This is a genomic window from Aeromicrobium sp. MLTX1, assembly GCF_046452335.1.
Classification (GTDB): domain Bacteria; phylum Actinomycetota; class Actinomycetes; order Propionibacteriales; family Nocardioidaceae; genus Aeromicrobium.
This window is the reverse complement of record NZ_JBKFDN010000001.1, coordinates 1,918,817-1,943,595: the sequence shown is the minus strand read 5'-3', so window position 1 is coordinate 1,943,595 and position 24,779 is coordinate 1,918,817. Positions and strand designations below refer to the sequence as shown.

Annotated in this window: 24 protein-coding genes; 15 read left to right on the top strand and 9 right to left on the bottom strand. The window is 71.9% G+C overall.

What is annotated here, in order from left to right:
* The first annotated feature begins 47 nt into the window (after positions 1 to 47).
* Complete coding sequence (locus ACK99Q_RS09470) at positions 48 to 527, top strand: hypothetical protein (protein ID WP_410185869.1); 480 nt, start codon at positions 48 to 50, stop codon at positions 525 to 527.
* A gap of 20 nt (positions 528 to 547) precedes the next feature.
* On the top strand, positions 548 to 889 hold the full coding sequence (locus tag ACK99Q_RS09465) for a DUF2200 domain-containing protein (RefSeq protein ID WP_410185868.1): 342 nt from the start codon (positions 548 to 550) through the stop codon (positions 887 to 889).
* A 4-nt stretch (positions 890 to 893) separates the two neighbouring features.
* On the opposite strand, the gene ACK99Q_RS09460 is transcribed toward ACK99Q_RS09465, so the two are convergent.
* On the bottom strand, positions 894 to 1,475 hold the full coding sequence (locus ACK99Q_RS09460) for a TIGR03086 family metal-binding protein (RefSeq protein WP_410185867.1): 582 nt from the start codon (positions 1,473 to 1,475) through the stop codon (positions 894 to 896).
* A gap of 71 nt (positions 1,476 to 1,546) precedes the next feature.
* On the opposite strand from ACK99Q_RS09460, the gene ACK99Q_RS09455 reads away from it, so the two are divergent.
* Positions 1,547 to 1,888 (top strand): TraR/DksA family transcriptional regulator, encoded by a 342-nt coding sequence (locus ACK99Q_RS09455; protein WP_410185866.1) that lies wholly within the window; start codon positions 1,547 to 1,549, stop codon positions 1,886 to 1,888.
* Positions 1,889 to 1,907: 19 nt separating this feature from the next.
* Complete coding sequence (locus tag ACK99Q_RS09450) at positions 1,908 to 2,321, top strand: ASCH domain-containing protein (RefSeq protein ID WP_410185865.1); 414 nt, start codon at positions 1,908 to 1,910, stop codon at positions 2,319 to 2,321.
* Positions 2,322 to 2,396: 75 nt separating this feature from the next.
* On the opposite strand, the gene ACK99Q_RS09445 is transcribed toward ACK99Q_RS09450, so the two are convergent.
* From ACK99Q_RS09445 to ACK99Q_RS09430, 4 genes are all read right to left on the bottom strand, one after another.
* Complete coding sequence (locus tag ACK99Q_RS09445; protein ID WP_410185864.1) at positions 2,397 to 2,645, bottom strand: PLDc N-terminal domain-containing protein; 249 nt, start codon at positions 2,643 to 2,645, stop codon at positions 2,397 to 2,399.
* 33 nt (positions 2,646 to 2,678) lie between these two features.
* Complete coding sequence (locus tag ACK99Q_RS09440) at positions 2,679 to 4,010, bottom strand: hypothetical protein (RefSeq protein WP_410185863.1); 1,332 nt, start codon at positions 4,008 to 4,010, stop codon at positions 2,679 to 2,681.
* A 75-nt stretch (positions 4,011 to 4,085) separates the two neighbouring features.
* Positions 4,086 to 4,862 (bottom strand): nuclease-related domain-containing protein, encoded by a 777-nt coding sequence (locus ACK99Q_RS09435; protein WP_410185862.1) that lies wholly within the window; start codon positions 4,860 to 4,862, stop codon positions 4,086 to 4,088.
* A gap of 108 nt (positions 4,863 to 4,970) precedes the next feature.
* Complete coding sequence (locus ACK99Q_RS09430) at positions 4,971 to 5,654, bottom strand: hypothetical protein (RefSeq protein WP_410185861.1); 684 nt, start codon at positions 5,652 to 5,654, stop codon at positions 4,971 to 4,973.
* 155 nt (positions 5,655 to 5,809) lie between these two features.
* Here ACK99Q_RS09430 and ACK99Q_RS09425 point away from each other — a divergent pair, with 155 nt between their 5' ends.
* Positions 5,810 to 7,780: an ATP-binding protein gene (locus ACK99Q_RS09425; RefSeq protein ID WP_410185860.1), complete on the top strand. Its 1,971-nt coding sequence runs from the start codon at positions 5,810 to 5,812 to the stop codon at positions 7,778 to 7,780.
* A complete protein-coding gene (locus ACK99Q_RS09420; RefSeq protein WP_410185859.1) occupies positions 7,777 to 8,421 on the top strand; it encodes a response regulator in 645 nt (214 codons plus the stop codon). Before ACK99Q_RS09425 ends, ACK99Q_RS09420 begins: the two co-directional genes overlap by 4 nt.
* 91 nt (positions 8,422 to 8,512) lie before the next feature.
* On the opposite strand, the gene ACK99Q_RS09415 is transcribed toward ACK99Q_RS09420, so the two are convergent.
* Positions 8,513 to 12,025, bottom strand: a complete 3,513-nt coding sequence (locus ACK99Q_RS09415) for an SdrD B-like domain-containing protein (RefSeq protein ID WP_410185858.1) — start codon at positions 12,023 to 12,025, stop codon at positions 8,513 to 8,515.
* A gap of 214 nt (positions 12,026 to 12,239) precedes the next feature.
* On the opposite strand from ACK99Q_RS09415, the gene ACK99Q_RS09410 reads away from it, so the two are divergent.
* Positions 12,240 to 13,964 (top strand): sigma-70 family RNA polymerase sigma factor, encoded by a 1,725-nt coding sequence (locus ACK99Q_RS09410; RefSeq protein WP_410185857.1) that lies wholly within the window; start codon positions 12,240 to 12,242, stop codon positions 13,962 to 13,964.
* 21 nt (positions 13,965 to 13,985) lie between these two features.
* Here ACK99Q_RS09410 and ACK99Q_RS09405 read toward each other — a convergent pair whose 3' ends face one another.
* Positions 13,986 to 15,563, bottom strand: a complete 1,578-nt coding sequence (locus tag ACK99Q_RS09405; RefSeq protein WP_410185856.1) for a glutamate synthase-related protein — start codon at positions 15,561 to 15,563, stop codon at positions 13,986 to 13,988.
* Between the two features lie 9 nt (positions 15,564 to 15,572).
* Complete coding sequence (locus ACK99Q_RS09400) at positions 15,573 to 16,073, bottom strand: winged helix-turn-helix transcriptional regulator (protein ID WP_410185855.1); 501 nt, start codon at positions 16,071 to 16,073, stop codon at positions 15,573 to 15,575.
* Between the two features lie 54 nt (positions 16,074 to 16,127).
* Here ACK99Q_RS09400 and ACK99Q_RS09395 point away from each other — a divergent pair, with 54 nt between their 5' ends.
* The 5 genes from ACK99Q_RS09395 (at position 16,128) to ACK99Q_RS09375 (ending at position 21,392) form a co-directional block, all read left to right on the top strand.
* Positions 16,128 to 17,489 (top strand): MFS transporter, encoded by a 1,362-nt coding sequence (locus tag ACK99Q_RS09395; protein ID WP_410185854.1) that lies wholly within the window; start codon positions 16,128 to 16,130, stop codon positions 17,487 to 17,489.
* Positions 17,486 to 18,265: an acyl-CoA thioesterase gene (locus ACK99Q_RS09390; protein ID WP_410185853.1), complete on the top strand. Its 780-nt coding sequence runs from the start codon at positions 17,486 to 17,488 to the stop codon at positions 18,263 to 18,265. The genes ACK99Q_RS09395 and ACK99Q_RS09390 overlap by 4 nt, the downstream gene beginning before the upstream one ends.
* 27 nt (positions 18,266 to 18,292) lie before the next feature.
* Positions 18,293 to 19,561, top strand: coding sequence for a hypothetical protein (locus ACK99Q_RS09385; RefSeq protein ID WP_410185852.1), 1,269 nt, complete (start codon positions 18,293 to 18,295; stop codon positions 19,559 to 19,561).
* A gap of 31 nt (positions 19,562 to 19,592) precedes the next feature.
* Positions 19,593 to 20,957 (top strand): NAD(P)-binding protein, encoded by a 1,365-nt coding sequence (locus tag ACK99Q_RS09380; protein ID WP_410185851.1) that lies wholly within the window; start codon positions 19,593 to 19,595, stop codon positions 20,955 to 20,957.
* 93 nt (positions 20,958 to 21,050) lie between these two features.
* Positions 21,051 to 21,392 carry a YciI family protein gene (locus ACK99Q_RS09375; RefSeq protein WP_179423669.1) on the top strand — a complete coding sequence of 114 codons (342 nt, stop codon included), beginning with the start codon at positions 21,051 to 21,053 and terminating at the stop codon, positions 21,390 to 21,392.
* Here the strand turns inward: ACK99Q_RS09375 and ACK99Q_RS09370 are convergent.
* The gene (locus ACK99Q_RS09370; protein WP_410185850.1) at positions 21,373 to 22,551 is read right to left on the bottom strand and encodes a DUF6544 family protein; all 1,179 of its coding nucleotides are present in this window, start codon (positions 22,549 to 22,551) and stop codon (positions 21,373 to 21,375) included. The two genes, ACK99Q_RS09375 and ACK99Q_RS09370, sit on opposite strands and share 20 nt — an antisense overlap.
* A gap of 222 nt (positions 22,552 to 22,773) precedes the next feature.
* On the opposite strand from ACK99Q_RS09370, the gene ACK99Q_RS09365 reads away from it, so the two are divergent.
* From ACK99Q_RS09365 to ACK99Q_RS09355, 3 genes are all read left to right on the top strand, one after another.
* Positions 22,774 to 23,607: a sigma-70 family RNA polymerase sigma factor gene (locus ACK99Q_RS09365; RefSeq protein WP_410185849.1), complete on the top strand. Its 834-nt coding sequence runs from the start codon at positions 22,774 to 22,776 to the stop codon at positions 23,605 to 23,607.
* Between the two features lie 64 nt (positions 23,608 to 23,671).
* On the top strand, positions 23,672 to 23,908 hold the full coding sequence (locus ACK99Q_RS09360; protein WP_179423665.1) for a DUF1059 domain-containing protein: 237 nt from the start codon (positions 23,672 to 23,674) through the stop codon (positions 23,906 to 23,908).
* A 108-nt stretch (positions 23,909 to 24,016) separates the two neighbouring features.
* Positions 24,017 to 24,778, top strand: a complete 762-nt coding sequence (locus tag ACK99Q_RS09355; RefSeq protein WP_410185848.1) for a glycoside hydrolase family 16 protein — start codon at positions 24,017 to 24,019, stop codon at positions 24,776 to 24,778.
* Position 24,779 lies beyond the last annotated feature (1 nt).

Below are 24,779 nucleotides of genomic sequence, written 5' to 3'. Positions count from 1 at the left end.
CAGAACAGCGATGTGTAATTTACACAATCAACCTGTGTAGACTACACATGGATCTCGTCCCCCGCCGCATCGGAGTCCGCATGACCTCCCTCACACAGTCCGCACGCGCCGCTCCCGCGTGGGCCGCCCTGCGCGGGATCGCCCGCCTGGAGCGGGGTCGCCGCGCGGCCGAGAGCGCCCGGTTCGGCCACGCCGACGGACGTCTGCTGTGGATGTTCTCCGACGGTCGGCCGCGCACCCTGCGCGAGATCGCCGACGAGCTCGCGCTGGAGCAGTCCACCGTCAACCGCCAGGCCAACGCGGCGCTGAAGGCCGGGCTGCTGACGCGGTCGCGCGAGCCCGGCCAGACGGCGTGGCACTTCAAGGCCAGCGACGCCGCGCTCGAGGACTTCTCGCGTGAGCTGCAGGACCACCTGGCACTCCTCGACCGGGCACTGCAGGCGCTTCCCGAGGGCGAGCGCGCGCGGTTCCTCGAGAGCTTCGACATCTTCGCCACCGCCTACAGCGAGGCTGCCGTCGAGGGCTGACGGGAGCCTAGAATCACGGCATGCACCGGATCTTCACCACGAGCGTCGCCTCGGTCTACCCCCACTACGTCACCAAGGTGGAGAAGAAGGGGCGCACGAAGGCCGAGCTCGACCAGGTCATCGAGTGGCTCACCGGGTTCGACGAGGCCGCTCTGCGGAAGCACCTCGACGCCGAGACCACGTTCCAGGACTTCTTCGCCGAGGCGGACCTCAACCCGAACGCCACCCTCATCACCGGCGTCGTCTGCCACGTGCGCGTCGAGGAGGTCGAGGACCCGCTCATGCGGCAGATCCGCTACCTCGACAAGCTCGTCGACGAGCTCGCCAAGGGCAAGGCGATGGAGAAGGTCCTGCGCGCCTGAGCCGTCAGCGCGGCGACCAGCCCGGATCCCGCCCGGCGCGCGCCACGAGCCGGTCCAGCACGGGGGCGTCGTCCGCGATCGGCACTGCCGGCCCGAACAGTCCCGGCGTCCCGCCCGGGTCGAAGGACTCGACGAAGCCCAGGCATGCGGCCGCGGTGGCGTCGTCGAGGACGTACTCCTGACCCGTCGCGCGAGCGAGGTCCCAGCCGTGCAGGACGACCTCGTCGAGCGCCACCAGCCCCGCGGCGGCGCCCGGCAGGTCCACGCCGCCGGCGCGGGTCATGCCCTCCCAGGCCGCCGCCTCCCGCCACGCGTCGACCAGGCGCGGCACGTGCTGCTCCAGGTCGGCCTGCCAGCCGTCGTCCGCGCTCGGCGCGGCGTCGGGGTCCGGCGCCGTGTCGGTCAGCGGTCCGAACTCCTTGTCGGCGGCTGCCCGGAAGGCCTGGGTGAGCCCGACGACGTGGTGCAGGAGCTGGCCGACGGTCACGCCCTCGCAGGGCGTGGCGCGAGGGAAGTCCTGGTCGGTGATGCGGGACGCGGTGCGCAGGAGCGCGTGGCCCGCCGGCTCCAGATCGACTCTGCTCATCTCCGCAGTCTCGCGGGGCGCGGCGCTGCGCGGAACCCACGGCGCTGGGCCCCGGCGTGGATCATGGAGGGATGGACACCCGGGAGCGGCTCGAGGGCGAGCGGCAGCGGACGCTGCGCCAGCTCGCCAGCCTGACGCGCGACTTCGACGCCGTGGTCGAGGCCTCACTCGACTCCAACGCCGACGACGAGCACGATCCCGACGGCTCGACGATCGCCTTCGAGCGGTCGCAGGTGGACTCCCTCATCCAGCAGTCCCACCGGAACCTCGCCGAGGTCGATGCTGCGATCGAGCGCCTCGATGCGGGAGCCTATGGGACATGCGAGACATGCGGACGACCCATCGCCCCGGCGCGACTCGAGGCACGACCCACGGCGCGGCAGTGCATCGCGTGCGCGTCGGCGCGGCGCTGAGCCGGACGGAGGACCCGCGATGACGTGGCCCAGGGTCGACGGCCTGCGCGGGCTCGAGCTCGGCTTCCCCGGCGAGATGCGCGCCCGCCTCAACGGACTCGTCCTGGCGGGTCAGAAGCGCGCCACCGCGGGCCTGCTGAGCGAGTACGAGGAGGAGAGCGAGGAGCTGGAGCACGTCGGCGAGCGGCTGGCGCTGCTCGACGACGACGGGAACCGCATCGGCACGGTCGAGGTCACCGGCCTGACGATCCACCCGTTCATCGAGATCCCGTGGGAGTTCGCCGCTGCCGAGGGCGAGGGCGACGCCGACCTCGACGAGTGGCGCACGGGTCACCGTCGCTTCTGGGCGAACGACGGCACACCCGTCGAGGACGACACCCCGGTCGCGTGCATCCGGTTCACCCTGGTCGACGCGGGCTCGCCCGGCGACTGATCTTTCGACCTTCGGGTCGCTGGGGCGACATCTTGGTACCAAGATGTCGCCCGATCAGGGTCACGCTGGTCCGACTCAGCCGCCAGCCTCGCGGTGCGCGCGCCTGAGGTCCTTGAGCGGGATCAACGCGTACAGCAGCGCACCGAGCGCACCCAGACACACGAACGGCAGCAGCACGAGCACGAGAACCCACGTCATCCGTCGGTGCCCCGACGCCTCCCACTCCGACTCGGGCCGGCGCGCGACGTCGATCAGCGCGGCGATCCACGGGACCGTCAGCACGGCGAAGACGATCAGGAGCTCGGCGGCACCGATGTTGGGCATGGCCCGGAGGCTAGCGGACAGGCCTCTCGGAGATCAGGCTCCGGCCGCCGGACCATCCTGAGACGAGAGCGAGACCGAGCGAAGTCCATCGTCCTCGGTGCGGACCTCCGGGCGCATCTTCGGCGCGGTCGGAGTCCATGCCTTCAGGTTCTGCATGACCTCTCCGTAGAAGAGATCGACCGACTTGACCACCGAGTCGATGAAGCTCCCCTGCCCGCTTCCCCGCTTCGCCCCTGCCTTCGAGTCCATTGCGACACGGAATGAACGCAGGTCCTTCGTCGAGTCAGGGGCGAGGAGCCTCGGATCCTCGCGCACAGCGGAGAGCAGTTCGGCATGACCCGTTCGAGACCGGACTGCGAACGATTCGACGCGGACCTGATCCGGGGCGTCGCGCAGCTGGCGCAGCAGCCAGTTCACACGGGTCGTCTGCCTGCCTTCCTTCGGAGCATCGATCTCCACGTGGCTGGTGACGATGTTGGCGCGCAGGTCGGCGGTGACGACGAGATGGCCGACCGCGTTCGGAATGCGGAGAGCGCCCCGGATCGTGCCGGCCGAGGCGAGATCGGCCATGCGGTCGGCAAGGTGTCCGGCGGGATTCGTCGCGCTCTTCCGATCGATGACCTGAGACACGTCGATGCCGAGGCGCCGTCCCAGGCGGAGAGCGAGGTACTGCAGGAGAGCGTCGAATCGCGCGATGACCTCAGGCGCGACCTTGTCGTTCGACCGGAGCGTGCCACTCGACACGGCGTCCCGAATTGAGACCCAGTTCGGTCCCATGTCGTCGAACTCCAGGGCTCCGGACCGGTCGTGCTCCAGGTATCGGATCAGCTCGCCAAGGATCCATGCCTGATCCGGGTCCGCGATTCCCCGGTGCTCCTTCTGGACGATTGCCGTCGACAGCACGTACGACCAGGACCAGTGGTGGATCTGCACCTTCCGGAGCTTGCGCTTGTCCACGGCCGTCGGGTGCACGCCGGGGAGGGACGGCACTTCGTTGCTGATGGTGATCAGTGCATCGAAGCCTTCGGTTCGGGCGACGTCGAGGTAGCTGTCGAGCTGCTCCGGCTGGAGTTCGTTCTTGCCCGTCTTCACCTCCACGAGAGCCGTCCACGTCTTGCTGCCGCGGCTCACGCGAATCAGGCCGTCAGGGATGACCTTCTTTCCCGACAGGTCGAACGGGACCTCGATGTAGGTCTCGGGAACCCGGCCGGGGGCACCCAGCGGACTGAGCAGGGCCTTCGAGAATTCCGGAACGGCCCCCATCACCGCCAAGAGTGCGGAGGTGGCCCGCTTCTCCTGCTCCTGGGCTCCGTTGATCCCGCTCGTGGGGATGAGTCGAGCCTCATGCCACGCTTCTTCGCTCACCGAACACTTCTCCCACTTTGGTCACTCTTCCGCCCCAGACCCTAGTCAGTCCGAAGGGTCTCGTGTGTCGATTCGTCAGACGAGGGTGCGCGCTTCTGCCGCACCGTCGCGGAACTTCTCGATGCGGCTGAGCAGGTCTGCAGCCGACACCGAGTCGATGGCATCCCCGTCGAGTTGCTTCAGCCAAGTGACCAATCGCCTCCCCGCCACGAACGGCACACCGCCCGCCTGGGCGGTGTCGGGCAGCTCGCTCTGGAGAGCGCCCCACACCACGACGACGGGCCGAACGCGGATCGCAGGGCCTGCAGAACGCCGACCAGCGCGCTGGCGCGAAAGAACACTCTGGATGACGCCACGTGAGCGCAGATTGACGCGGTTAGCCGAGCTCGCCATCGCGTCACGGTCGTGATCTGTGTAGCCACTGCGCCACTTCGAGTCGACGGCGAGAATCCCGCCATTGCGCGTGACCACCAAGTGGTCGATGTCGCCGTGCTCCAGTTCGATGCTGTCGACCCAACCCCAGATCAAGCCCTTGCGCTTGGCGCGCCTGAGCTCGCTCCGCGTGTTCTCCTCACCCCACGCGCCTCTCACGTGCTTGATCGCTTCACCGTCATGTCCGATGAAGGCTGCCACGCACGCCCACGAGAGGCCGCACGCGACGATCGCGTGCGACGCCCCGAGCATGTACCAGCTCACAGCCGTTGGCGTGCCAACGCCGACGATCAGGAGGCCACTCACTACCACCACCACGATCGACCCCACCGCCAGAAGCGCGACAGGCGCTCGGTTCGTCCACAGCCAGCGGTAGAACTGGTTGTACAGCTGTCGCCGCGAGTAGGTCCGGATTCCCATGGGCCCAACCTTGAGGTCTCGTCGTCGTTCGTCGTGGGCGTTTGGTGCATTTGCCCCCAGACCCACGAAACCGGCGCCCAAAGGGGCGCCGGTCCGGTGGGTGGTGCGTCAGCGGTTGATCGGGCTGCGGCCGAAGGCGAGGCCGGCGAAGACGACGATCAGCCACAGGCCGCTCACGACGCCGGGGAAGCCCGGGAGGCCGAAGGCGGCGACGGTGATGACGACCGGCAGGATCGGCAGGATGCTGAAGACGCCGATCCAGCGGGAGACGAGGCGCTCCTTGAGGGACATCCAGATCACGGCGGCCGCGGCGACGGTGACGCCGAGGTAGCCGATGTAGGCGCCGAAGTCGTTCAGCACGAACAGGACGTAGAGGCCCTCGGTGTCGAAGGCGCCCGCCTCGTTGCCGGTGTAGAGGCCGAACGCGCCGCGCCAGCCGTAGCCGAGCGACAGGGCGCCCGCCGCGGCCGTCAGCGCGAGCGGGACGACCCGGGCGGCGGTGCTGGCCAGCGCCCGCGGCTCGACGTGGCGACGCCAGGCGGCGGCCAGGAACAGCAGCAGGCCCACGGTCAGGTAGCCGACGATGACGCTGGCGTGTGCCTTGCCCGTGCTGACCTCCTCGACGACGGCCTGGCTGTACGGGGTGTCGATGTCCCAGCTCGACGGGTGGATGTCCAGCGCGAGCGTGGCGACGATGCTGCCGATGCCGGCGGCGACGCCGAGCAGCGGCCAGCGGCCTCGTCCGACGGTGGCGGGCTCGGCCTGCGGGTGGGGCGCGGTGGTGGCGGTCATGGTGGGTCCCTTTCTGGAGGATCACGGATCTGTTCTCGGTGACCCGAAGCTAGGTCGGGACGCGTCCCGGGCGGCAGGGACGAGGACCCCCGATCGCCCGGGATTCCTGCCCGGATCGGACCCGGGCCGCGGCCGCTGCGTGCCACGATGTGCTCGTGCCCCGCCTCACCGATCCGCAGCTGCGCCGCCTGGCCGCCGCGTGCGTGGTCGTGTCGCTCCTGTGCTCCGCGGGCGCCGTGGCACTGCACGTCGCGGCGCAGGCCCGCTCCCCCGAGGTCCCGGTCTTCGCGTGGTCGAACCTCGCGTTCGGCGCCACGTGGCCGCTCGCCGGACTGGTCGTCGTGCGCGCGCAGCCGCGCAACCGCTGCGGCTGGCTGCTCGTCGGCACGGCGTGGATCTCGGTCTACCAGCTGCTCGGCGAGTACAGCATCTGGAACGCCTACGTCTCCGACCTGCCGTTCGCCGCGTTCACGGACTGGACGTCGATGTGGGGCTTCGCGGCCTACGTCCTCGTGCTGCCCCTCGTGCCGCTGCTGTTCCCCGACGGTCGACTCCCGTCGCCGCGCTGGCGTCCCTTCGCGTGCTCGATCGTCGTCGCCGCCGCGGCCGTCGCGGTGTGCCGCATGCTCGTCCCCGGACGCAGCGACATCGACCCGAACGTCTACAGCCCGCTCGACCTGCCCGTCCCCGACGCGCTCAACTACGTCGTCCTGATCTCCGCGATCTACTGCAACCTCGTGGGCATCCCGGTGGCGATCGTGGCGGTGCTGCGCCGCATCCGCCGATCGGTCGGCGTCGAGCGGGCCCAGCTGCAGTGGCTGGCGCTCGGCGGCGTCTTCGTCCTGGTGTCGCTGCTGCTCTCGGCCGTCCCCGACACCCACCCCGCCGTCTTCGCGATCGGGCTGCTGGGCGTGCCGTTCGCGATCGCCGTCGCGGTCGTGCGGCACCGGCTGTTCGACATCGACGTCGTCCTCGGCCGCTCATTGGTCTTCGTCGTCGTGCTCGGGGTCGTGATGGCGTGCGGCGCGTGGCTGCTGCTGCGGCTCGACCCCGAGGTCGCCGGGACGCGCCGCGGCATCTTCCTCATCGCGGCCCTCGCGGTGGCGGCGGTCCTGCTGCGGGCGGCCGTCCAGCACGGCGTCGATCGCTGGCTGTTCCCCGAGCGCGAGAGCTCGCGCCTGCTCGGCCGCCGCATCGCCGCGGCCATGTCGGGCTCGACCGAGCCGCGCGAGGCCCTGCGCGAGCTCGTCGCGGCCGTGCGCACGACGATGCGCCTGCCGTACGTCGCCTTCAGCGGGCCCGGCTTCGCCTCGGTCGAGAGCGGACACCGTCCCGAGCACGTCGTGGCGCTCGACGCCGTCGCGATGGGCCGCGAGGTCGGCCTGCTCGAGATCGGCCCGCGCCGCGAGGGCGAGGGCTTCACCCGCCAGGAGCGCCAGGTGCTCGACGAGTCCGCCGCCCAGGCGGCGATGCTGGCCTACGCGGCGGGCCTCGTGGCCGACGTGCAGCGCAGTCGCGCCTCGATCGTCGGCGCGCGCGAGGAGGAGCGCCGCCGCCTCCGCAACGACCTGCACGACGGCGTCGGTCCCTCCCTCGCCGCCATCGCCCTGCAGGCCGACGTGCTGGCCCACCAGCTCTCCGACAGCGACCACGGCGAGCACGCGGTGCTGATCCGCGACCGCCTGCGCGAGACCGTGGCCGACGTCCGCTCGGTCTCGCACGGACTGCGGCCGCCGATCCTCGACCAGGTCGGGCTCGAGGAGGCGCTGCGCCAGCTCGTCGCCGGCATCGAGCCGATCGTGGGCGAGGCCGACGTCGACGACCTGGGCGACCTGCCTGCCGCGGTCGAGGTGGCGGCCTACGCCATCGCGGCCGAGGCCGTGACCAACGCGGTGAAGCACAGCGCCGCCTCGCGCGTCCGCCTCGCGGCCCGCCGCAGCGATGGCGTCATCGTGACGGTCGCCGACAATGGCCGCGGCCTGCCCGCCCACCCGCGCGCCGGAGTGGGCCTCACCAGCATGCGCCAGCGCGCCGCCGAGCTCGAGGGCACGCTCGAGCACCGCGAGTCGCCCGGCGGCGGCACCACCGTGCACCTCTCGATCCCGCTGCCCGAGGAGCGCCCATGACCACCGTCCTCGTCGTCGACGACCACGAGCTCTTCCGCGCCGGGATGCTGGCCGTCCTCGGCAGCCTGCCAGGGATCGAGGTCGCAGGCGAGGCCGCCACCGGCGAGGAGGCGCTCGAGGCCGTGGCGCGGCTGCGGCCCGACGTCGTGCTGATGGATCTGCGGATGCCCGGCATCGGCGGACTCGCGGCGACCGGTCGGATCACCGAGCGGCACCCCGACACGAGGGTCGTGGTGCTGACGATGAACGAGGACCCCGACTCGGTCTTCGCCGCCCTGCGCGCCGGGGCCCGCGGCTACCTGCTGAAGGAGTCGGGCGCCGACGACGTGCACCGGGTCGTCGAGGCCGTGATGCGCGGCGAGGCCGTGTTCGGCCCGAAGGTGGCCGAGCACGTGGTGCGGTTCTTCGCCGGAGGTGCGAGCGCGCCCGCGACGTCGGCCTTCCCCCACCTGACCACCCGTGAGCGGGAGGTCCTCGACCTCATGGCGCGCGGGCTCGACAACGCCAGCATCGCCCGGCAGCTGTTCCTCTCGGAGAAGACCGTGCGCAACCGCGTCAGCGACATCCTCGCGAAGCTGCAGGCCGGCACCCGAGCCGAGGCCGTCGCCCGGGCGCGCGACGCCGGCATCGGCGAGGACTGAGCGGCGCGGAACGCAACGGTGCCCCGGCCTCTCGGCCGGGGCACCGTCACTTCCCCACTTCCCCCCTCACGCGACCGGCGCTACTCGCCCCTCACAGCGTCCCGCGCCGGCCGCGCCACACCAGCGCTCCACCCGCGCCGAAGAGCGCGAGCAGGAGCGCGACGAGCCCGAGGCCGAGTTCGGCGCCGGTGCGGGGCAGCTGCCCGTCCGACTCCTCGGCCTTCGGCTCGCTGGCGTCCGGTCCCCCAGAACCGGACTGGTCCGTGACCGGAGAGTCCTCGCCCTCCGGGTCCTGCTCCTCACCGGTGCCGCTCTCGACCGGCTCCGGCTTCACCACGACACCGGCGTCCCACGTCGGGTCGATGCCCTGCGTGGCCGCGATCTCGCGGTGCTCGTAGTCGCCCGTGAGCGACGTGTTCGAGTCGTCGAGGACGATCTCGATCGTGAGCCCGTCAGCCGGGTTCGCGTCCGAGTCCGCCGCGTCGTCGTCACCGGCGTCGCGCTTCGTGAACTCGTACGTCCGCTGCTGCTCGGGGGTCAGCGTGAACCGCACGCGGTAGGTGCCCGCGGGCAGCTCGTCGAACGCGTACCGGCCGTCGCGGTCGGTCGTGGTCGTCGCCAGGACGGTGCCGTCCGTGTCGAGCAGCTCCACCGTGACGCCGGGCAGCGACTTCTCGCCGGGGCCCTGGACGCCGTCCTTGTCGGTGTCGATCCAGACCCGGTCGCCGATCGCGTAGGTCTTCGTCACGAAGCCGAAGTCCAGCGTCGGGTCGCGGTCACCGTCCTCGTGCAGCTCGCCGGGAACCGTGGTGGCCTCCCACGTCGACGAGTCGAGCACGCGATCGCCCACGCCGGGGCGCGTCGGGACGTACGGACGCAGCGCCTCGGCGGACGCCTCGCGGTCGATCCGCACGGTGTACGTCTGGTCGCCCGTCAGCGCCGGGAGGTGGTCGAACGTGTACGCGCCGTCGGCGCCGGTCGTGACCGGACGCACGGGCTGGCCGAAGACGTCCACGACGGGCTCGCCGTCGGGACCGACCAGCTCGAGCACGACGCCCTCGATGCCGGACTCACCCTCGCCCTGGCGGCCGTCGCGGTCCTCGTCGACCCAGACGAAGTCGCCGACCGACACCGAGCGCACGGGCACGATCTCGGCGGACGTGTCGCCGATCCGGTTGACGATCGGAGCCGACGCGTCGGTGACCTTCACGGCCACGTAGGCCGCGAGGGTGCCGCCCGCCTGGAGACGCGTGCCGTCCTTCTGCGTGATCGTCACGGTGCCCGCGTCGTGGGAGGCGACCAGGTTGCCGCCGATGTCCACGGGTCCGGCGCTCGCGCCGGCTGCGGTGGCCTTGTCGTCCTCGTCGACGAAGCCGAGGAACTCGACCGCGTCGGGCAGGACGTCGACGACCGGCAGGATCGCGACCTGGTCGTAGCTGCCGTGCGGGATGAACTCGATGCGGTAGACGTACTCGTCCTGCACGAGCGAGCCCGCGCCGTCCATCTGCGCCGACAGGGAGGCGACCCACTCCTGCTTGACGTTGTCCCAGACCCGCTTGCGGACCTCGGCCTCGTCGCCGTACGACGTGGCCTCGCTGACGGTCTCGGACCAGTGCAGCGGCTTGTCGTCGAGGCCCAGCAGCGTGGCCCTGTTCTTGATCGTCCTCGTCTCCTTGCCCTCGAACGGCTTCGTGGTGAGCGCGATCGTGAGCTGGAGGCGCTTGTCGGCGCCGCGCGAGGTGACGATGGCGTCGCCCGCGGCGTTCAGCTCGATGACGAGGTCGCCGTCGGCGTTCTGCCGCAGGTCGACGTGGGAGGCGTTCAGCGCGACGCCGTCGTAGCTGCCGGAGACGCCCACGCCGGAGAGGTCGCCCAGGTCGTAGACGTCGGCGTCCACGTGGTCGACGATCCGGCTGTCGCGCAGGTCGATGCCCTTGCCGGCGGCGACGGTGAACGTGTAGTCGACGGTCACGGACTCGCCCGGGTCGACGGCCTTCTGGCGCGGCGCGCCGGTCTTGCTAAAGACGCGCGGGTCGTTGATCCCGCCAGTCGTGTCGGGCAGGACGACCACCGTGACGTCGCGGGTGGACGTGTGCGGGCTGCCGTCGCGGTAGTGGAAGTCCGCGACGTTGCGCCAGCGGTAGGGGGTCGCGTCCTTGATCGTCGTGCTGCCGGCGACGGTCAGTCCGTCCACGGAGTTCAGCTGCGCCTTGACCGCGATGGACGCGTTCGTCGTGGCGTCCTTGCCGACGTTGACCAGCAGGCGCTGGCCGTCCACGCAGTACTGGCCGACGAACTCGTCGCCCGCGAAGCCCGCGGGAGTCGCGGGGCACGTCTCGGCCTTCGTCAGGGTGATGCCCGTCGACGTGATGAAGTCGGCGGCGTCGGTGCGCCAGGAAGCCTGGGCGGGGAGCGTGTCGCTGACGACGACGTTGCGGGCGAGCACCTTGTTCGGGTTGCTGCCGTCCCAGCCGCGCAGGTCGGCCTTCAGCGTGTAGGTGATGTCCGCCGGCGGCTCCAGGTTCCCGTCCTCGTCCGTCACGACGTTCTTGGTGCTCCAGTCGGCGGTCTTGCCGAAGAGCGAGCCGACGTTCGGGCCCGGGTTCGGGTTGGCCACCGAGTGGCGCAGGCGGACGCCCGCCTGGCGCTCGACCGAGGCCGAGCCGAAGGTGGCCGTGTTGGTCAGCACGGTCTCGAACTGGCCGTAGCCGCCGGTGAGGCGGTCGAGCTGCGCCTGCAGGAGGGCCTCGATCGCGGCGACGTCGGTGACCCGGGACTTGTAGGTGATCGCGAGGATCGACGGTCCCGGCACGTCGACCGTGCCGCTGAAGGACTGACCCGAGACGGTGGGCGCGAACGTGAACGGGGCGGTCCGCTTGTTGAGTCCGTCGGCGTCCCAGCTGGTGAGCTCGCCCGAGAACGAGCCGGCGACGTAGCCGAGGCCGGCCGGCAGCCGGTCGGCGATCTCGAAGTCGTCGCGTGCCTCGGGCGAGCTCACCCGCAGCGTGTAGGTGAGGTCCTGGTCGACGATCTCCGGCTTCAGCCTCACGACACCGTCGACGACGGTCACGAAGCTGTCGAGGTTGCCGGGGGCCACGCCCTTGGAGAAGCCCTCGGTGACGTTCGCGAACTCGTCGCCACGGTCGCGGACGATGACGTCGATCGAGCTCTCCTCGCCGTCGACCTTCCACACGATCTTCTCGGTGGAGCTGCCATCGACCTCGTCGACCGTCAGCCTCAGGTCGAAGACGCCCTGGTTGACGCCCGTCGGCCACGGGTCCTTGAAGGTGATCGCGACGGAGTTCCCGTCCTGCGTCACGGACTCGATCGCGGTGTTCGCCGACGGGACTCCGGTGAGCCTGACGCTCGTGCCCAGGTCGAACTCGACCGTCGAGCCGGGGGTCACGTCGGTGTTGTACTGCACCCGCAGCGTCAGCACGTCGCCCTCGGTCACCACGTCCGTGCCGTGGTAGGTCGCTCCGTTGAGCAGCAGGCTGGAGGTGATCCCGGAGGTCGCGGCGATCGCAGGCAGCGCCAGCACGGTGAGCAGCAGCGCCAGTGCCGCCACGACCGCGGCCCGTACGGCCGGCAGGGTTCGTCTCATCGGTGTCTCGTCCTTCGTGGTGAGGCGTGCATCCGCGAGTCCGCGAACGCTGGTTACGCCTACTGGAGTGACGAGCCGCGAAATCTCGCGCGAAAACCTCGCGGATGTGGGCCTGTTCACATTGGGGCGAAACGAGACCTTTGTTCCGGATGGTGACGTAACGTGTCGCGCGAATGGGAGGAGAGCGGGGTCGACAGGACCCGCTCACGAGGCGATGACGGAACTGGAGACGCACGCCGCGATCCCTGACGCCGAGCTGGTGGCAGGGGTGCGGTCCGGCGACGATCAGTCGATGGCGCAGCTCTACGCACGCCACCACCCCGACGCCCTGCGGGTCGCCCGCATCGTCAGCCGTGACACCGACGCCGACGACCTCGCCGCCGAGGCGTTCGCCCGCGTGGTCACCCGGATCGCCGACGGCGGCGGCCCCACCACGGGGTTCCGCGCCTACCTGCACACCGTCATCCGCAACCTCAACCTCGAGCGGCGTCGCCGGGCCGGCCGCGAGCAGGCCGCGTCCGACAAGCCGTGGCTGCTGGACTCCGTGGACGAGGCGGAGCCCGAGACCTTCGAGGCCGAGGTCGATGCCGACCGCGCCGCTCGCGCGCTGCGCTCCCTGCCCGAGACCTGGCAGCGGCTGCTGTGGCGGCTCGACGTCCAGGGCAGCAAGCCGGCCGAGGTCGCACGCGAGCTGGAGGTGCCCGTCACCACCGTGTCCAGCACGGTCTACCGGGCCCGCGAGGGGCTGCGCGTGGCGTACCTCGACCAGCACGTGCCGCCGGCCGACGACGATCGCTGCGAGTGGACGCGCGCCCGCCTCAGCCGGCTCGCCCGGGGCAGCCTCACCTCGCGTCTCACCGCCAAGGTCCACCAGCACCTGAGCGAGTGCGCCGACTGCTCCGCCCTGTACGACGACCTGCACCGCCTCAACACGAAGCTGGGCGCCGTCGTGTGGCCGCTCGTGCTCGCGGGCGGCGTGTCCGCCGGGGCGTTCCCGTGGTCGGCCCCGGCGACCGGTGCGGCGACACCCAACGGCTCGGGTTCGGCAGGCGGTGGCGCGTCCGGTGGCGCCGGCTCGGCCGGTGCGGCCGGGTCGGCCGCGGCCTCCGGAGGGGTCCTCGCCGCCGTGCCCGCGATCGCCGTGGCCGTGGGCGTGGTCGCCGCCGTCGCGGCCGGGGTCGTGCACCTGTCGGGCGACCGCGTGGATCCGCCCGTCACCGCCGCTCCCGTCCTCACGCCGGCCGGGGAGGCGGATCCGCTCCCGCCCGAGACCGCAGCGCCCGACGACGCGGCGACGCTGCTCTCGTCTCCCCTGATCGTCACCGACGCGCCCACCGACCCGACGCGCGAGGACGTGACGCCCCTCGACGATCCTCCGCCCACGCCGACGCCGACGCCCGATCCGGAGCCCGTGACCGATCCGGAGCCGACGCCCACGCCGACCCCCGAGCCCACCCCCGAGCCCACGCCCGAACCGACTCCGGAGCCGACCCCGGAGCCCACCCCCGAACCGACCCCGGAGCCCACCCCCGAACCGACTCCGGAGCCGCAGCCCGAACCCGTGGACCTCGGCGTGGGCGAGCCCACGCTCGTCGAGACGGGCGAGGACTCGACCTGGGAGCTGACGGTGCCGATCCTCGCGACGGAGGGAGCCGCGGCCGCCCCGTTCACCCTCATCGTCGACCTGACGATGAACCAGGTCACCGGGTTCGTCGCGCGGCGCTCCGCCGGCTGGGACTGCGGTCCGATCGAGGCCGGCGACCCGGACGGCAACCCCTACTTCTTCCTGCAGGTGCGCTGCCAGTACGCCTACCAGCCCGGCCAGGACGTGACGCCGCTCCAGCTGGCGCTGATGGCGGTGTCACCGTCGGGAACCGTCACCGTCTCCGGTGCGGGCAACGTCGATCCCGACGTCTCGTCGAACACGCGCACCTTCTGATCACGGCCCGGACGGCGGCGCTCAGCGCTTCCCGTCCTCGTCGTCGTGCTGTCCCTCGCCGAGTGACGCCATGACGTCGAACAGCTCGTCCTGGAGGCCCTTGCCCAGCTCGCCCCAGCCGGGCTCGTAGCCGTAGAGCGAGCGGAGGGACTCCGCCGAGCGCTGCCCGTCGAGGATGTCGATGTCGTCCGCGTTGATGAGGCCGGGGTGCACGACGCCGACCGCCTCGGAGACCTTCAGCAGGTCGCGGCGCAGCGACAGGACGTAGTTCGCCAGCCGCTCCTTCTTCAAGGTGGGGTCGAGGCCACGGGTGTAGCGCGGGTTCTGCGTCGCGACGCCCACCGGGCAGTGGTCGGTGTGGCACTTCTGCGCCTGGATGCACCCGATCGACAGCATCGCCTCGCGGCCGACGTTGACCATGTCGGCGCCGAGCGCGAACGCGACCAGCGCGTTCTCGGTCAGGCCCAGCTTCCCGGCGCCGATGAAGGTGAGGTCGTCGGTCAGCCCGGCCTCGGCGAAGCGCTTGTAGACCTCGGTGAACGCGATGCGGAACGGGTACGCCACCGAGTCGGCGAAGATCATCGGCGCCGCGCCCGTGCCGCCCTCGCCGCCGTCGACGTTCACGAAGTCGACGCCGCGCCTCCGCGGCTCCATCCGCTCGACGAGCTCGTCCCAGAACGTCATGTTGCCGACCGCGGACTTGATGCCGACCGGCAGCCCCGTGGCGTCTGCCACGGTCTCGACGAAGTCCAGCATGGAGTCGACGTCGTCGAACGCGGTGTGCCGGCTGGGCGAGGCGCAGTCGACGCCCTCGGGGATGCCGCGGATGCCGGCGATCGTGCGATCGACCTTCGCGGCCGGCAGCATGCCGCCGAGTCCCGGCTTTGCGCCCTGTGACAGCTTGATCTCGATGGCGCGCACGGGCGCCGACTGGACGAGGTCGACGAGGCGGCCGAGGTCGAAGCGGCCCTGCTCGTCACGGCAGCCGAAGTACGCGGTGCCGATCTGGAACACCAGGTCGCCACCCTGGCGGTGGGCCGGGGCGATCGAGCCCTCCCCCGTGTTCTGCATGCAGCCGGCGATGGCCGCGCCCGCGTTGAGCGCCGTGGTGGCGGGCGCGGACAGCGCCCCGAAGCTCATGCCCGAGATGTTCACGACCGACGCCGGACGGAACGCGTGCCGTCGCCCGCGTGGCCCGCCGAGCACCTTCGCCGACGGCAGCGGCATCCCCTCGCTGCCGTGCGGGGCCGTGGTCGCACCGGGGCCCGTGAACGTGCGGTGCTTGATGATCGGGTAGCCGACGACGCGCTCCACGTCGTTGTCGGTGCCGAAGCCGAAGTAGTTGTTCTCGCCCTTCGCGCTGGCGTAGACCCAGCGCCGCTGGTCCCGCGAGAACGGACGCTCCTCGTCGTTGCTCGTGACGATGTACTGGCGCAGCTCGGGACCGACCGTCTCGACCCAGTAGCGGAAGTGGCCGACGACCGGGAAGTTGCGCAGGATCGCGTGCTTCCTCTGCGTGAGGTCGTAGGCGACGACGCCACCGAGCGCCGCGGCCGCCATGCCGGCGAGCTTCGCGCCGGCGCGAGTGCCTGGTTCCATTCCTCAGGTCTAGCCCTGCGCGACCCCGCTGTCGACTCGAGGCTCGGGGAGCAGCCCGCCGTCGGGCGCGCCGGGCCCGTGACGCAGCTCGAGGTCACGGCCGCGCAGGCGCTCGCCGCAGTGCGAGCAGGTCAGCTCGGCGTGCGCGACGTGCTCGCAGGAGGTGTGCACCAGCTCCACCGGCGCGCCGTCGGGCGCGAGCCACTTGTCGCCCCACTGGCGCAGCATCGTGAGGGCGGTCCACAGCTCGCGGCCCTTCGGGGTCAGCACGTACTCCGACCGCGGCGGCCGCTGCGAGTACTCGACCTCCTCCAGCACGCCGTGCTCGACGAGGGTCTGCAGCCGGGCCGACAGGACGTTGCGTGCGATGCCCAGGCGCGACTGGAACTGCTCGAACCGGGTCACGCCCATGAGCGCGTCGCGCAGGATCAGGGGCGTCCACCACTCGCCGATCACCTCGAGGCTCTGGGCGATCGAACAGTTCATGTCGGAGAAGCTGCTGCGGCGCATGCCCTCAGCCTAGTCAGTTGCACCATGCAACGCACTAGGTCTAGTGTGCGTTTCGTGACGCAACTGACTGAACGGCCCACCTCGCCCCGCCACGTCATGGCGGTCGTCGCGGTCGGGGTCCTCCTCTCCGGCTTCGACCTGTTCATCGTCAACGTCGCCCTCGGCGACATCGCGGCCGCGCTCGGCGTGCGGGACCTCGCCGACCTGTCGTGGATCCTCAACGCGTACGCGATCACCTTCGCCGCCCTCCTGGTGCCCGCCGGACGGATCAGCGACCGGATCGGCGCCAAGCGCGGCTTCCTCGGCGGACTGCTGCTGTTCACGGCGGCCTCCGCGGCCTGCGCCTTCGCCCCCGGCCTCGCCGGTCTCGTCGCCTTCCGGGTCGTCCAGGCCGCGGGCGCGGCGCTGATGATCCCCGCGTCGCTGGGGCTCGTCCTCACGGCCTTCCCGCCCGAGGGGCGCCAGGGCGCGGTGCGCCTGTGGGCCGGTCTCGGCGGCATCGGCGCCGCCCTCGGGCCCGTCGTCGGCGGTGTCCTCGTGCACGCCGACTGGCGCTGGGTCTTCCTCGTCAACATCCCCACCGGCCTCGTGGCGGCGGTCGTCGGCTGGCGCGTGCTGCCCGACGTGCCGGGCGACCGGGGCCGGGCTCCCGGACTCGTCGGGGCACTGCTCCTGACCGTCACCGTCGCGGCACTCGTCCTCGTCCTGGTCAACGGACCGGAGTGGGGCTGGACGTCGGGCCGCACCCTCGCGTTCGCCGCCGTCACGGTGGTCGGACTCGTCCTCAACGTCGCTGCGGTGACGCGCGGGGCGGACCCGCTGGTCAGCCTCGACGTCCTGCGCGCGCCGCACTTCGCGTCGACGAGCCTCACCCTGCTGACGTTCCACGTCGCGTTCGGCGCGATGCTGCTGTCGATCGTGCTGTGGCTGCAGGAGGTCTGGGAGCTCTCCGCGCTCGAGGCGGGCCTCGCGATCGCTCCGGGACCGCTGCTCGTGCCGTTCGTCGCGGTGTACGGAGGCCGGCTCGTCGCGCCGATCGGACCGCGCGCCGTCATCGCGATCGGCGGCGCGGTCTTCGCGGCGGGCGTGGCGTCGTGGGCGGTCCTCGCCGGCGCGTCCACGTCGTACGCCGCGACCGTCCTGCCGGGCATGCTGCTCACCGGCATCGGCGTCGGTCTCGTCGTCCCGCCGTCGATGGCGCTCGGCACCAGCGAGCTGCCGCCCGACCGTCGCGGCACCGGCTCGGCCGTCCTGCAGACGGCCAGGCAGGTCGGCATCGCCGTCGGCGTGGCCGTGCTGGTCGCCGTCCTCGGGGCGCAGTCCGCCGGCGCCGAGGCCTTCGCGGCCGCGTGGTGGACGACGGCGGCCTTCGCCCTCGCGTCCTCCCTCACCGTGATCGCGCGGGAGCCCCGATGACGACCGCGACCTCCCCCGGCATCGCCGACGTCCTGGCCGGCGACGACCTCGACCTGAGGCCGTTCAACGGCTTCGGCGGCCTCCAGGGCGGCATCGTCGCCGCCATCACGCTGCGCGAGATCCGAGCCGTCGCCGGCGCCGGACTCGTCCCGGTCGAGCTGACCGCGCACGTCGTCCGTCCGGTCGACGCCCGACTCCGCGTGTCAGCCGAGGTGACGCACCGTGGCCGCGCCGTGACCGTCGTGTCGGCCACGGCCTCCGCCGGCGCGCGCACGGCCGCCGTGGCCACGGCGGTGCTGGGCTCGGAGCACCGTCCCGGAGTCCCCACGACACGCGTACGCCTTCCCGAGGTCGACCACCCGCTCGCGCAGGCACGGCGGTTCGTCGTGCCGCCCGAGTTCGTGCCGATCAGCACACGCATCGAGATCCGTCCGGCCACCGATCCCCTGCCGTTCTCGGCGTCGCCCGAGCCGAACCTGCGCGCATGGATCCGGCTGGCGGAGGAGGTCGCGGACCCGTGGGAGCGGCTGCTCGTCCTGGCCGACGCGCTCGCCCCGTCGCTCTCGGCGGTGATGACCGAGCTGCGCACGATGCCCACCGTCCGCACGACGGTCCGGTTCACGCCCGAGGTCGCCACCGAGGACTTCTCGTGGGTGCTCGTCGACGCCGTCACCGTGGACGCCAGCGACGACGGCTGGCTCACCGAGAACATCACGATCTGGACGCCTGACGGGACTCCCCTGGCCACGTCCTCGCAGCTGCGGGCGGTCCGCTGAGGGCCGTCCGGCACTAGGCTCGCGGACGTGGCGACTCCCTCCTCCCTCGGCTTCACGGCGGTGATCGGCGGCCTCGCCGGCGCCGCCCTGTCGGCCCGCCGCGGACCCCGTGCGGCAGCGCTGACCGCGCTCGCCGGAGGGGCCGCACTCGCCACGTCGGAGGCCGTGGCTCGCGCGCGCCAGCAGCCCGACGAGATCCCCGCCCCCTGGCACCGCATCGCCGTGAGCGGAGCCCTCGCCGCGCCCCTCGGCTGGGCCGCCGAGCGCGCCGGAGCTGGACCACGCGCAGTCGGCACCGTCGCCGGCGCCGCGGTGGGCGCCCTGGGCGTGCGGCCCCAGAAGGTCCTCATGGGCCCAGTCGTGGGGGCGGGCGTCGGCCTGGCCCTGAGGCGGGCGGGAGCGTCCGGCGCCGTGGTCGCCGCGACCGCCGTCGTCGCGCAGCGCTGCCTCGCCAACCTGCTCTTCCGCGACGCGCAGGTGACCCTGCTGGCGGAGCGCGCCCGCACCGCCGATCTGCCGTTCGTCGTCGCCCGACGATCGCGCTCGCGCTACATCGGCACGGGCTACGTGCGCGAGCTGGCCGAGGAGCTCGGCGGGACGTACACCGCCGACCGCCGCGACACCGGCATCGTGGCGTCGCTCGACGCGCTGGCCGGACCCGGGTTCGACCCGGCCGACGTCGACCCGCTGGTCCGCGAGTTCTACGAGCACACCACGGAGTTCGCGCTCGACATCGTGCCCCGTTGGCGGGCCTGGGTCCGGCCCGGCTACCTGCTGTACCGCTCCACCGTCGCGCAGCCACTCGGCCAGGCGATCATGCCGATGAACCAGCGCGAGGCGCAGCGCGGCGTCCGCAGCCAGATCGACACGATCGGCGGCGTCGACGGCACCGTGTCCGTGCGCGGCTGGATCCGCTCGTTCGCCGACGACGACCGGCCGATCATGCTGGGGATCTACACGACCTACGTCCACGACGGTCGCGGCTACGTCAGCGTGGGCTTCCCGCTGCCGGAGGGCAGCTTCACCGCCACCCTGCGTCCTCAGGCGCGACGCGACGGTGGCCTGACCCTGACCAGCCGCGTCGACGACGGCCAGGCCGGGCACTACCTCTCCTACGTCGACACCGAGGCCGACGAGCTGACCACGCTCGCCGTCCCCGGGTTCGAGGAGCAGCTCGACGTGTTCGTCGAGGACGGCGCGCTGCGCGCCGAGCACGCGTTCTGGGTCTTCGGCTTCCCATTCCTCACGCTCGACTACCGCATCACGCGCAAGGACTCCGCTCCGAACGGCCATTGACCGAGACCCGGACGAGGCGCACGGTGGAGGCGTGGCTCGCACGCTCGAGGTCGACTACCTCGTGGTGGGCGCCGGCGCCATGGGGATGGCCTTCACCGACGCCCTGATCGACCACGCCGACGTCCGGGTCGCCCTCGTCGACCGCCGTCACGGGGTCGGCGGGCACTGGCTCGAGGCGTACCCGTTCGTCCGCCTGCACCAGGCCTCCGCGTTCTACGGCGTCGCGTCGACGCTGCTCGGCGGTGGGCAGCTGCAGCAGCACGGTCCCGAGAAGGGCCTCCAGGAGCGCGCCACGCAGGCCGAGATCTGCCGGTACTACGAGCAGGTCCTCACCCGGCTCCTGGAGAGCGGGCGGGTCGAGCTCCTCACCAGCAGCGAGTACGCCGACGGCGCCGTCGTCTCGCGCGTCTCGGGCCGGCGCACCGAGGTGGCGGACGGCTGCCGGATCGTCGACGCCCGCTACCTGGCGCCGAGCATTCCGGCGGAGAAGCCGCCGCCGTTCGAGGTGCTCGACCGAGCCCGGGTCGTGCCGGTCAACGCGCTCCCCCGGCTCGACGACGTCCCCGACGAGCTCGTCGTCGTCGGGGCGGGCAAGACCGCCACGGACGCGTGCATCTGGCTGCTCGCGCAGGGCGTCGATCCCGACCGGATCACGTGGGTGCGCCCCCGCGAGCCCTGGATGTTCAACCGCGCCGTCATCCAGCCGGACCCGGCGATCTTCCTGGGAATGGTGGCCGACCTGATGGAGTCGGCACGCGCGGCGGAGTCGCTCGACGACCTCTTCCTGCGGCTCGAGGACCACGGCATCATGCTGCGGATCGACCGCTCACGGGTGCCGACGATGGCGAAGGCGCCGACGCTGGCCACGTGGGAGCTCGAGAAGCTGCGCACCCTGGAGAACGTGGTCCGTCACGGCCACCTCGCGGCGGTCGCCCCGGGCGAGCTGAGGTTCGCCGACGCCACGGTCGCGGTGAGCCGTGACGCCCTCGTCGTGCACTGCGCGGCCGACGGCCTGAAGTACCCGCCGCTCGTGCCGATCTGGGGCCCGCGCGAGATCACCCTCCAGCCCGTCCGGGCGGGATTCCCGTGCTTCGGCGCCGCCCTCGCGGGCTACGTGGAGGCGACCCGCGCCGACGACGCGGAGAAGAACCGCCTGTGCCCGCCCACGCCGTACGGTGACTCCCTCGCCGAGTGGGTGCGGATGACCGTCCTGGGCACGCGCGCGGCGGCGTCGGCGACCTCCGCGCCCGACGTGAAGGCGTGGGCCAACGACGTGCCGCTGAACCCGACGCGGATCCCTCCGGGGTACCCGGCCTCGCCCGCGCTCGACGACGCGCGCGAGCGGATCGCGACGCACACGGTGCCGGCGATCGAGCGACTCCTGCAGCTGGCCTGAGGGACCGGCGACACGCTTCGGACACCCGGGAAGCCGGCCGCGGGTCCACAATGGCCAGTAAGGCCCCCCGAGGCTGCCGAAAGGAAGCGTGAGATGACGAAGTATCTGATCTCGTTCACCGAAGGCGCGATGGACGTGTCCGAGGAGGAGCTGCCGGAGGTGGTCCGCGCCGCCCACGCCGTGGTCGCCGAGGCCAAGGACGCTGGAGTGTGGATCCTCGGCGGGGGGCTGCGGCATCACGACGAGACGACCATCGTCACGCCCGAGCGCAAGATCATCGACGGCCCCGAGCCCGGGGTCAACGGCGCGATCGCGGGGTTCGCCCTGATCCAGGTGCCCACCTACGAGGAGGCGCTGGAGTGGGCCGCGGAGTTCGCCGCGGCGTGCCGGTGCGACCAGGAGGTCCGCGAGTTCCTCACCGAGTCGCATCGGTAGGCATCGACGCGCGCGTGCGGCGCCGCGGCTCGCCGGTGCGGTGCATCTCACCGATGTCGTGGGTGATGTCGTCGAACTCGACCTCGACGTACGTGAACCAGCCTCGGGGGTCCTGCCAGCGGCCGACGCCCGAGGTGATGACGTGGTGACCGTCGGCCGCCGTGTGGCCGGCGAGCGGGGTCGACCAGGCCTGACGGTCGAACGAGCCTCCGTCCGCCGAGGCGCGGAAGCGGTCGTGCGAGACGAAGTTGACGAGGCGGTCGCCGTCGAACGTCAGCACCGCCTCGACCCGCCGGCCCTTGTTCGTGAACGCGCCGCGGACCTGCCGGTCGTCCAGCGTGATCCACTCGATGGGCGCCCCCACGATCGCTCCGGGCGCCAGCACGACGAGGTCGTTGAAGACCGTGACGGTCTCGCCCTGGTCCATCTCCGGGCCGGTCGCGTCGACGACCGTGACCACCGAGAGCACCTTGGCGCGCATCGACGCGGTGGCGCCGGCGTACGCGTGCAGCACCAGCACGGGCAGCCCGCCGCGACTGGTCTCCAGCAGGAAGAACCGCCGCGGGTCGGCGCCGAACGTGTTGACCTGCTTGCCCGTGATCGACATCCACGACGCGTCGGGCCCGCTGCGGATCCGGCCGTGGAAGTCGGCGCGCACGCTCGTGGGCCGCGGCCGGCCGACCGCGCCCGACGCCCGGACATACGCCGCGACCTGCGCCGGGAGGTCGCGGAGGTCCTCCTCGGTGACGACCGGAGCGTCCGTCCCGACCGCCTCGAGCGCGTCGTCGACGTGACGGTGCCACTGCGCGTGGAGGCTGAACGGCCCGCGCAGCAGGAACGAGTAGGCGGCGACCAGCAGGAGGAAGACGTTGACCACGGTGCCGCCGCTCGACACGTCCCACGAGGTGAGGATCGCCGCCTGCGAGACCAGCGCCGCGACCACGGCGAGCAGCCACCAGCCGGCCACCCGTCCGAGCGCCGCGAAAAGCGCGGTGACGAGCAGCAGGATCGCGGCCGCGAGCCACAGCAGGCCCAGCCCGTTCGACGGCTCGAGGGTCGGGTCGTCGGCCCAGCCGAACCGCTCGGCGGCGCCCAGGAGATGGATCAGGCCGTGCACGGTCACGATGATCACCACGGCCCAGCGAAGGAGATTCGTCATCGTGATCAGCTCCTGCTCCCACTGTGCTCCCGAACGGGCTCACCCGCACGGGGTTCGCGGGGGATGACCGATTCCCCGGTTACGTGGGTTTCCTGTCGCTTCCCGGGGATCGCAACCCCCGGGAAGTGACAGCTTTCCCACGTAACCGGGGAAACCGACGGTCACACTCGCGCCGCGCCGAACGTCGAAGGAGTGACCGACGAACGTGGAAGGGTGATGACCGTGGACCAGGACGAGCAGTTCGAGGCGGAGCGACCGCGGCTCGTGTCGATCGCGAGCCGCGTGCTCGGCGACCCGGCCGAGGCGCAGGACATCGTGCAGCAGGCGTGGCTGCGGCTGCACGGGACCGAGACCGAGATCGACAGCCTGCCGGCCTGGCTGACCACGGTCACCACGCGGCTGTGCCTCGACCGGCTCCGGTCCCGCACGCCGCAGCCGGTGGACGACCTCGACCCCGGCGAGACCGTGGACGACCCCGCCGACGACGTCGCGCTGGCCGACACGGTGGGCATCGCGCTGAGCGTCGTCCTCGACCGGCTGACCCCGGGTGAGCGCGTCGCGTTCGTGCTGCACGACTCGTTCGGCTTCGAGTTCCCCACGATCGCGCAGCTGCTCGACACGACGCCGGCCGCGGCGCGCAAGCTCGCCTCGCGGGCCCGTGCGAAGGTCCGGCAGCCGGCGGCCGAGGACGCCCTCGCCGACTGGGAGGTCGTCGACGCGTTCATGGCCGCGGCGAAGAACGGCGAGTTCGACCGGCTGCTGCAGCTGCTGGCCCCCGACGCCCTCGTCACGGCGGACGACGCCGCGATCCTGGTCGGCACGCCCGAGCGGATCGAGGGGCGCGGCGACGTGGCGGCCTTCTTCAACGGCAGTGCCCAGGCGGCCCTCCCGGTGTTCGTCGAGGACCGGCCCGGCACCGCCTGGTTCCACCTCGGCGACGCCAAGGTCGTCTTCGACTTCACCGTGGCCGACGGCCTCGTCCGGGGCATCACGTTCCGCGCCGCGCCCGAGGTGCTCGAGCAGGTCGTGCGCCGCGACGGCGCCGATCCGCGCTGAGTGGTCACACTCGCGCCCTCCCGATCGTCAGAAGAGCAGAAGACCCACTTCGAAGGAGAACACCATGAAGACCATGACGTGCCGCGAGCTCGGCGGACCCTGCGACCTCGAGCACCGGGGCGAGACGGCCGACGACGTCATCCAGGCCCAGGACAAGCACCTCAAGGACGCCGAGAAGTCCGGCGACGCCATCCACCAGGCGGCGCGCGACGCCATGAAGGGCCGCTGGCGCCACCCCAAGAAGTCCCTCGGCTGGTACAACGACATGAAGAAGGCGTTCGCCGACAAGCCCGAGGACTGACGCCGCACCGCCCTGCGGGGGACGGATCCTTCTACCTTCGGGTCGCTCCAGCGACATCTTGGTACCACGATCCGTCCCCCTCGGCGCGTCCCGGGGGCACCATGAGTCATGGGCACGCGCTTCGACGACGACTTCGACGGCCCGGACCTCGACCGGTCGGTGTGGCTGCCGCACTACCTCCCGGCCTGGAGCTCGCTCGAGACCACCGCGGCGGACTTCCTCGTCGCCGACTCCTGCCTGACCCTGCGCATCGGCCCGGACCAGGGCGTCTGGTGCGAGGGTGACCACGAGCCGCCGCTGCGGGTCTCGGGCGTGCAGAGCGGCAACCACTCCGGTCCGGTCGGCAGCATGCGGGGCCAGCAGCCGTTCCGCCCACGACAGCAGGTCCGGGAGGAGCAGTCCGAGCTCTGGGGCTGGACCCCGCGGCTGACCGGACTGGAGATCACCGCGCGCATGGACCTCTCCCCTCGCTCGATGGCGTCGTGCTGGCTGGTGGGCCGCGAGGTCGACCCGCGGGAGTGCGCCGAGATCTGCGTCTTCGAGGTCTTCGGCGACACGATCGTCGCCGGCGAGTCGGCCGAGGTCGGCGCGGGACTCCACGCGTTCCGCGACCCGGACGCCCCCGAGGACTTCGCCACGACACGGGTGCCGATCGACGTGAGCCGCTTCCACACCTTCGGCCTGGAGTGGACGCCCGACGAGGTCGGCCTCTCGGTCGACGGCCGCCTCCTGCGCACCTGCCCGACCCCGCCGCGCTACCCGATGCAGGTCATGCTCGCGGTGTTCGACTTCCCCGAGCGCGGCGGCCCCGCCGACGCCGCCCACGTGCCGAGCCTCATCGTCGACCGCATCCGCGAGACCCGGAGGTGAC

Excerpts from the sequence above, each read along its gene's own strand:
- ACK99Q_RS09390 (WP_410185853.1), top strand. The coding sequence starts at position 17,486 with ATGACGACCGCGACCTCCCCCGGCATCGCCGACGTCCTGGCCGGCGAC.
- ACK99Q_RS09405 (WP_410185856.1), bottom strand. The coding sequence starts at position 15,563 with ATGGAACCAGGCACTCGCGCCGGCGCGAAGCTCGCCGGCATGGCGGCC.
- ACK99Q_RS09450 (WP_410185865.1), top strand. The coding sequence starts at position 1,908 with ATGACGTGGCCCAGGGTCGACGGCCTGCGCGGGCTCGAGCTCGGCTTC.
- ACK99Q_RS09420 (WP_410185859.1), top strand. The coding sequence starts at position 7,777 with ATGACCACCGTCCTCGTCGTCGACGACCACGAGCTCTTCCGCGCCGGG.
- ACK99Q_RS09370 (WP_410185850.1), bottom strand. The coding sequence starts at position 22,551 with ATGACGAATCTCCTTCGCTGGGCCGTGGTGATCATCGTGACCGTGCAC.
- ACK99Q_RS09375 (WP_179423669.1), top strand. The coding sequence starts at position 21,051 with ATGACGAAGTATCTGATCTCGTTCACCGAAGGCGCGATGGACGTGTCC.
- ACK99Q_RS09430 (WP_410185861.1), bottom strand. The coding sequence starts at position 5,654 with ATGACCGCCACCACCGCGCCCCACCCGCAGGCCGAGCCCGCCACCGTC.
- ACK99Q_RS09465 (WP_410185868.1), top strand. The coding sequence starts at position 548 with ATGCACCGGATCTTCACCACGAGCGTCGCCTCGGTCTACCCCCACTAC.
- ACK99Q_RS09415 (WP_410185858.1), bottom strand. The coding sequence starts at position 12,025 with ATGAGACGAACCCTGCCGGCCGTACGGGCCGCGGTCGTGGCGGCACTG.
- ACK99Q_RS09400 (WP_410185855.1), bottom strand. The coding sequence starts at position 16,073 with ATGCGCCGCAGCAGCTTCTCCGACATGAACTGTTCGATCGCCCAGAGC.
- ACK99Q_RS09360 (WP_179423665.1), top strand. The coding sequence starts at position 23,672 with ATGAAGACCATGACGTGCCGCGAGCTCGGCGGACCCTGCGACCTCGAG.
- ACK99Q_RS09445 (WP_410185864.1), bottom strand. The coding sequence starts at position 2,645 with ATGCCCAACATCGGTGCCGCCGAGCTCCTGATCGTCTTCGCCGTGCTG.
- ACK99Q_RS09470 (WP_410185869.1), top strand. The coding sequence starts at position 48 with ATGGATCTCGTCCCCCGCCGCATCGGAGTCCGCATGACCTCCCTCACA.
- ACK99Q_RS09455 (WP_410185866.1), top strand. The coding sequence starts at position 1,547 with ATGGACACCCGGGAGCGGCTCGAGGGCGAGCGGCAGCGGACGCTGCGC.
- ACK99Q_RS09410 (WP_410185857.1), top strand. The coding sequence starts at position 12,240 with ATGACGGAACTGGAGACGCACGCCGCGATCCCTGACGCCGAGCTGGTG.
- ACK99Q_RS09435 (WP_410185862.1), bottom strand. The coding sequence starts at position 4,862 with ATGGGAATCCGGACCTACTCGCGGCGACAGCTGTACAACCAGTTCTAC.
- ACK99Q_RS09355 (WP_410185848.1), top strand. The coding sequence starts at position 24,017 with ATGGGCACGCGCTTCGACGACGACTTCGACGGCCCGGACCTCGACCGG.
- ACK99Q_RS09460 (WP_410185867.1), bottom strand. The coding sequence starts at position 1,475 with ATGAGCAGAGTCGATCTGGAGCCGGCGGGCCACGCGCTCCTGCGCACC.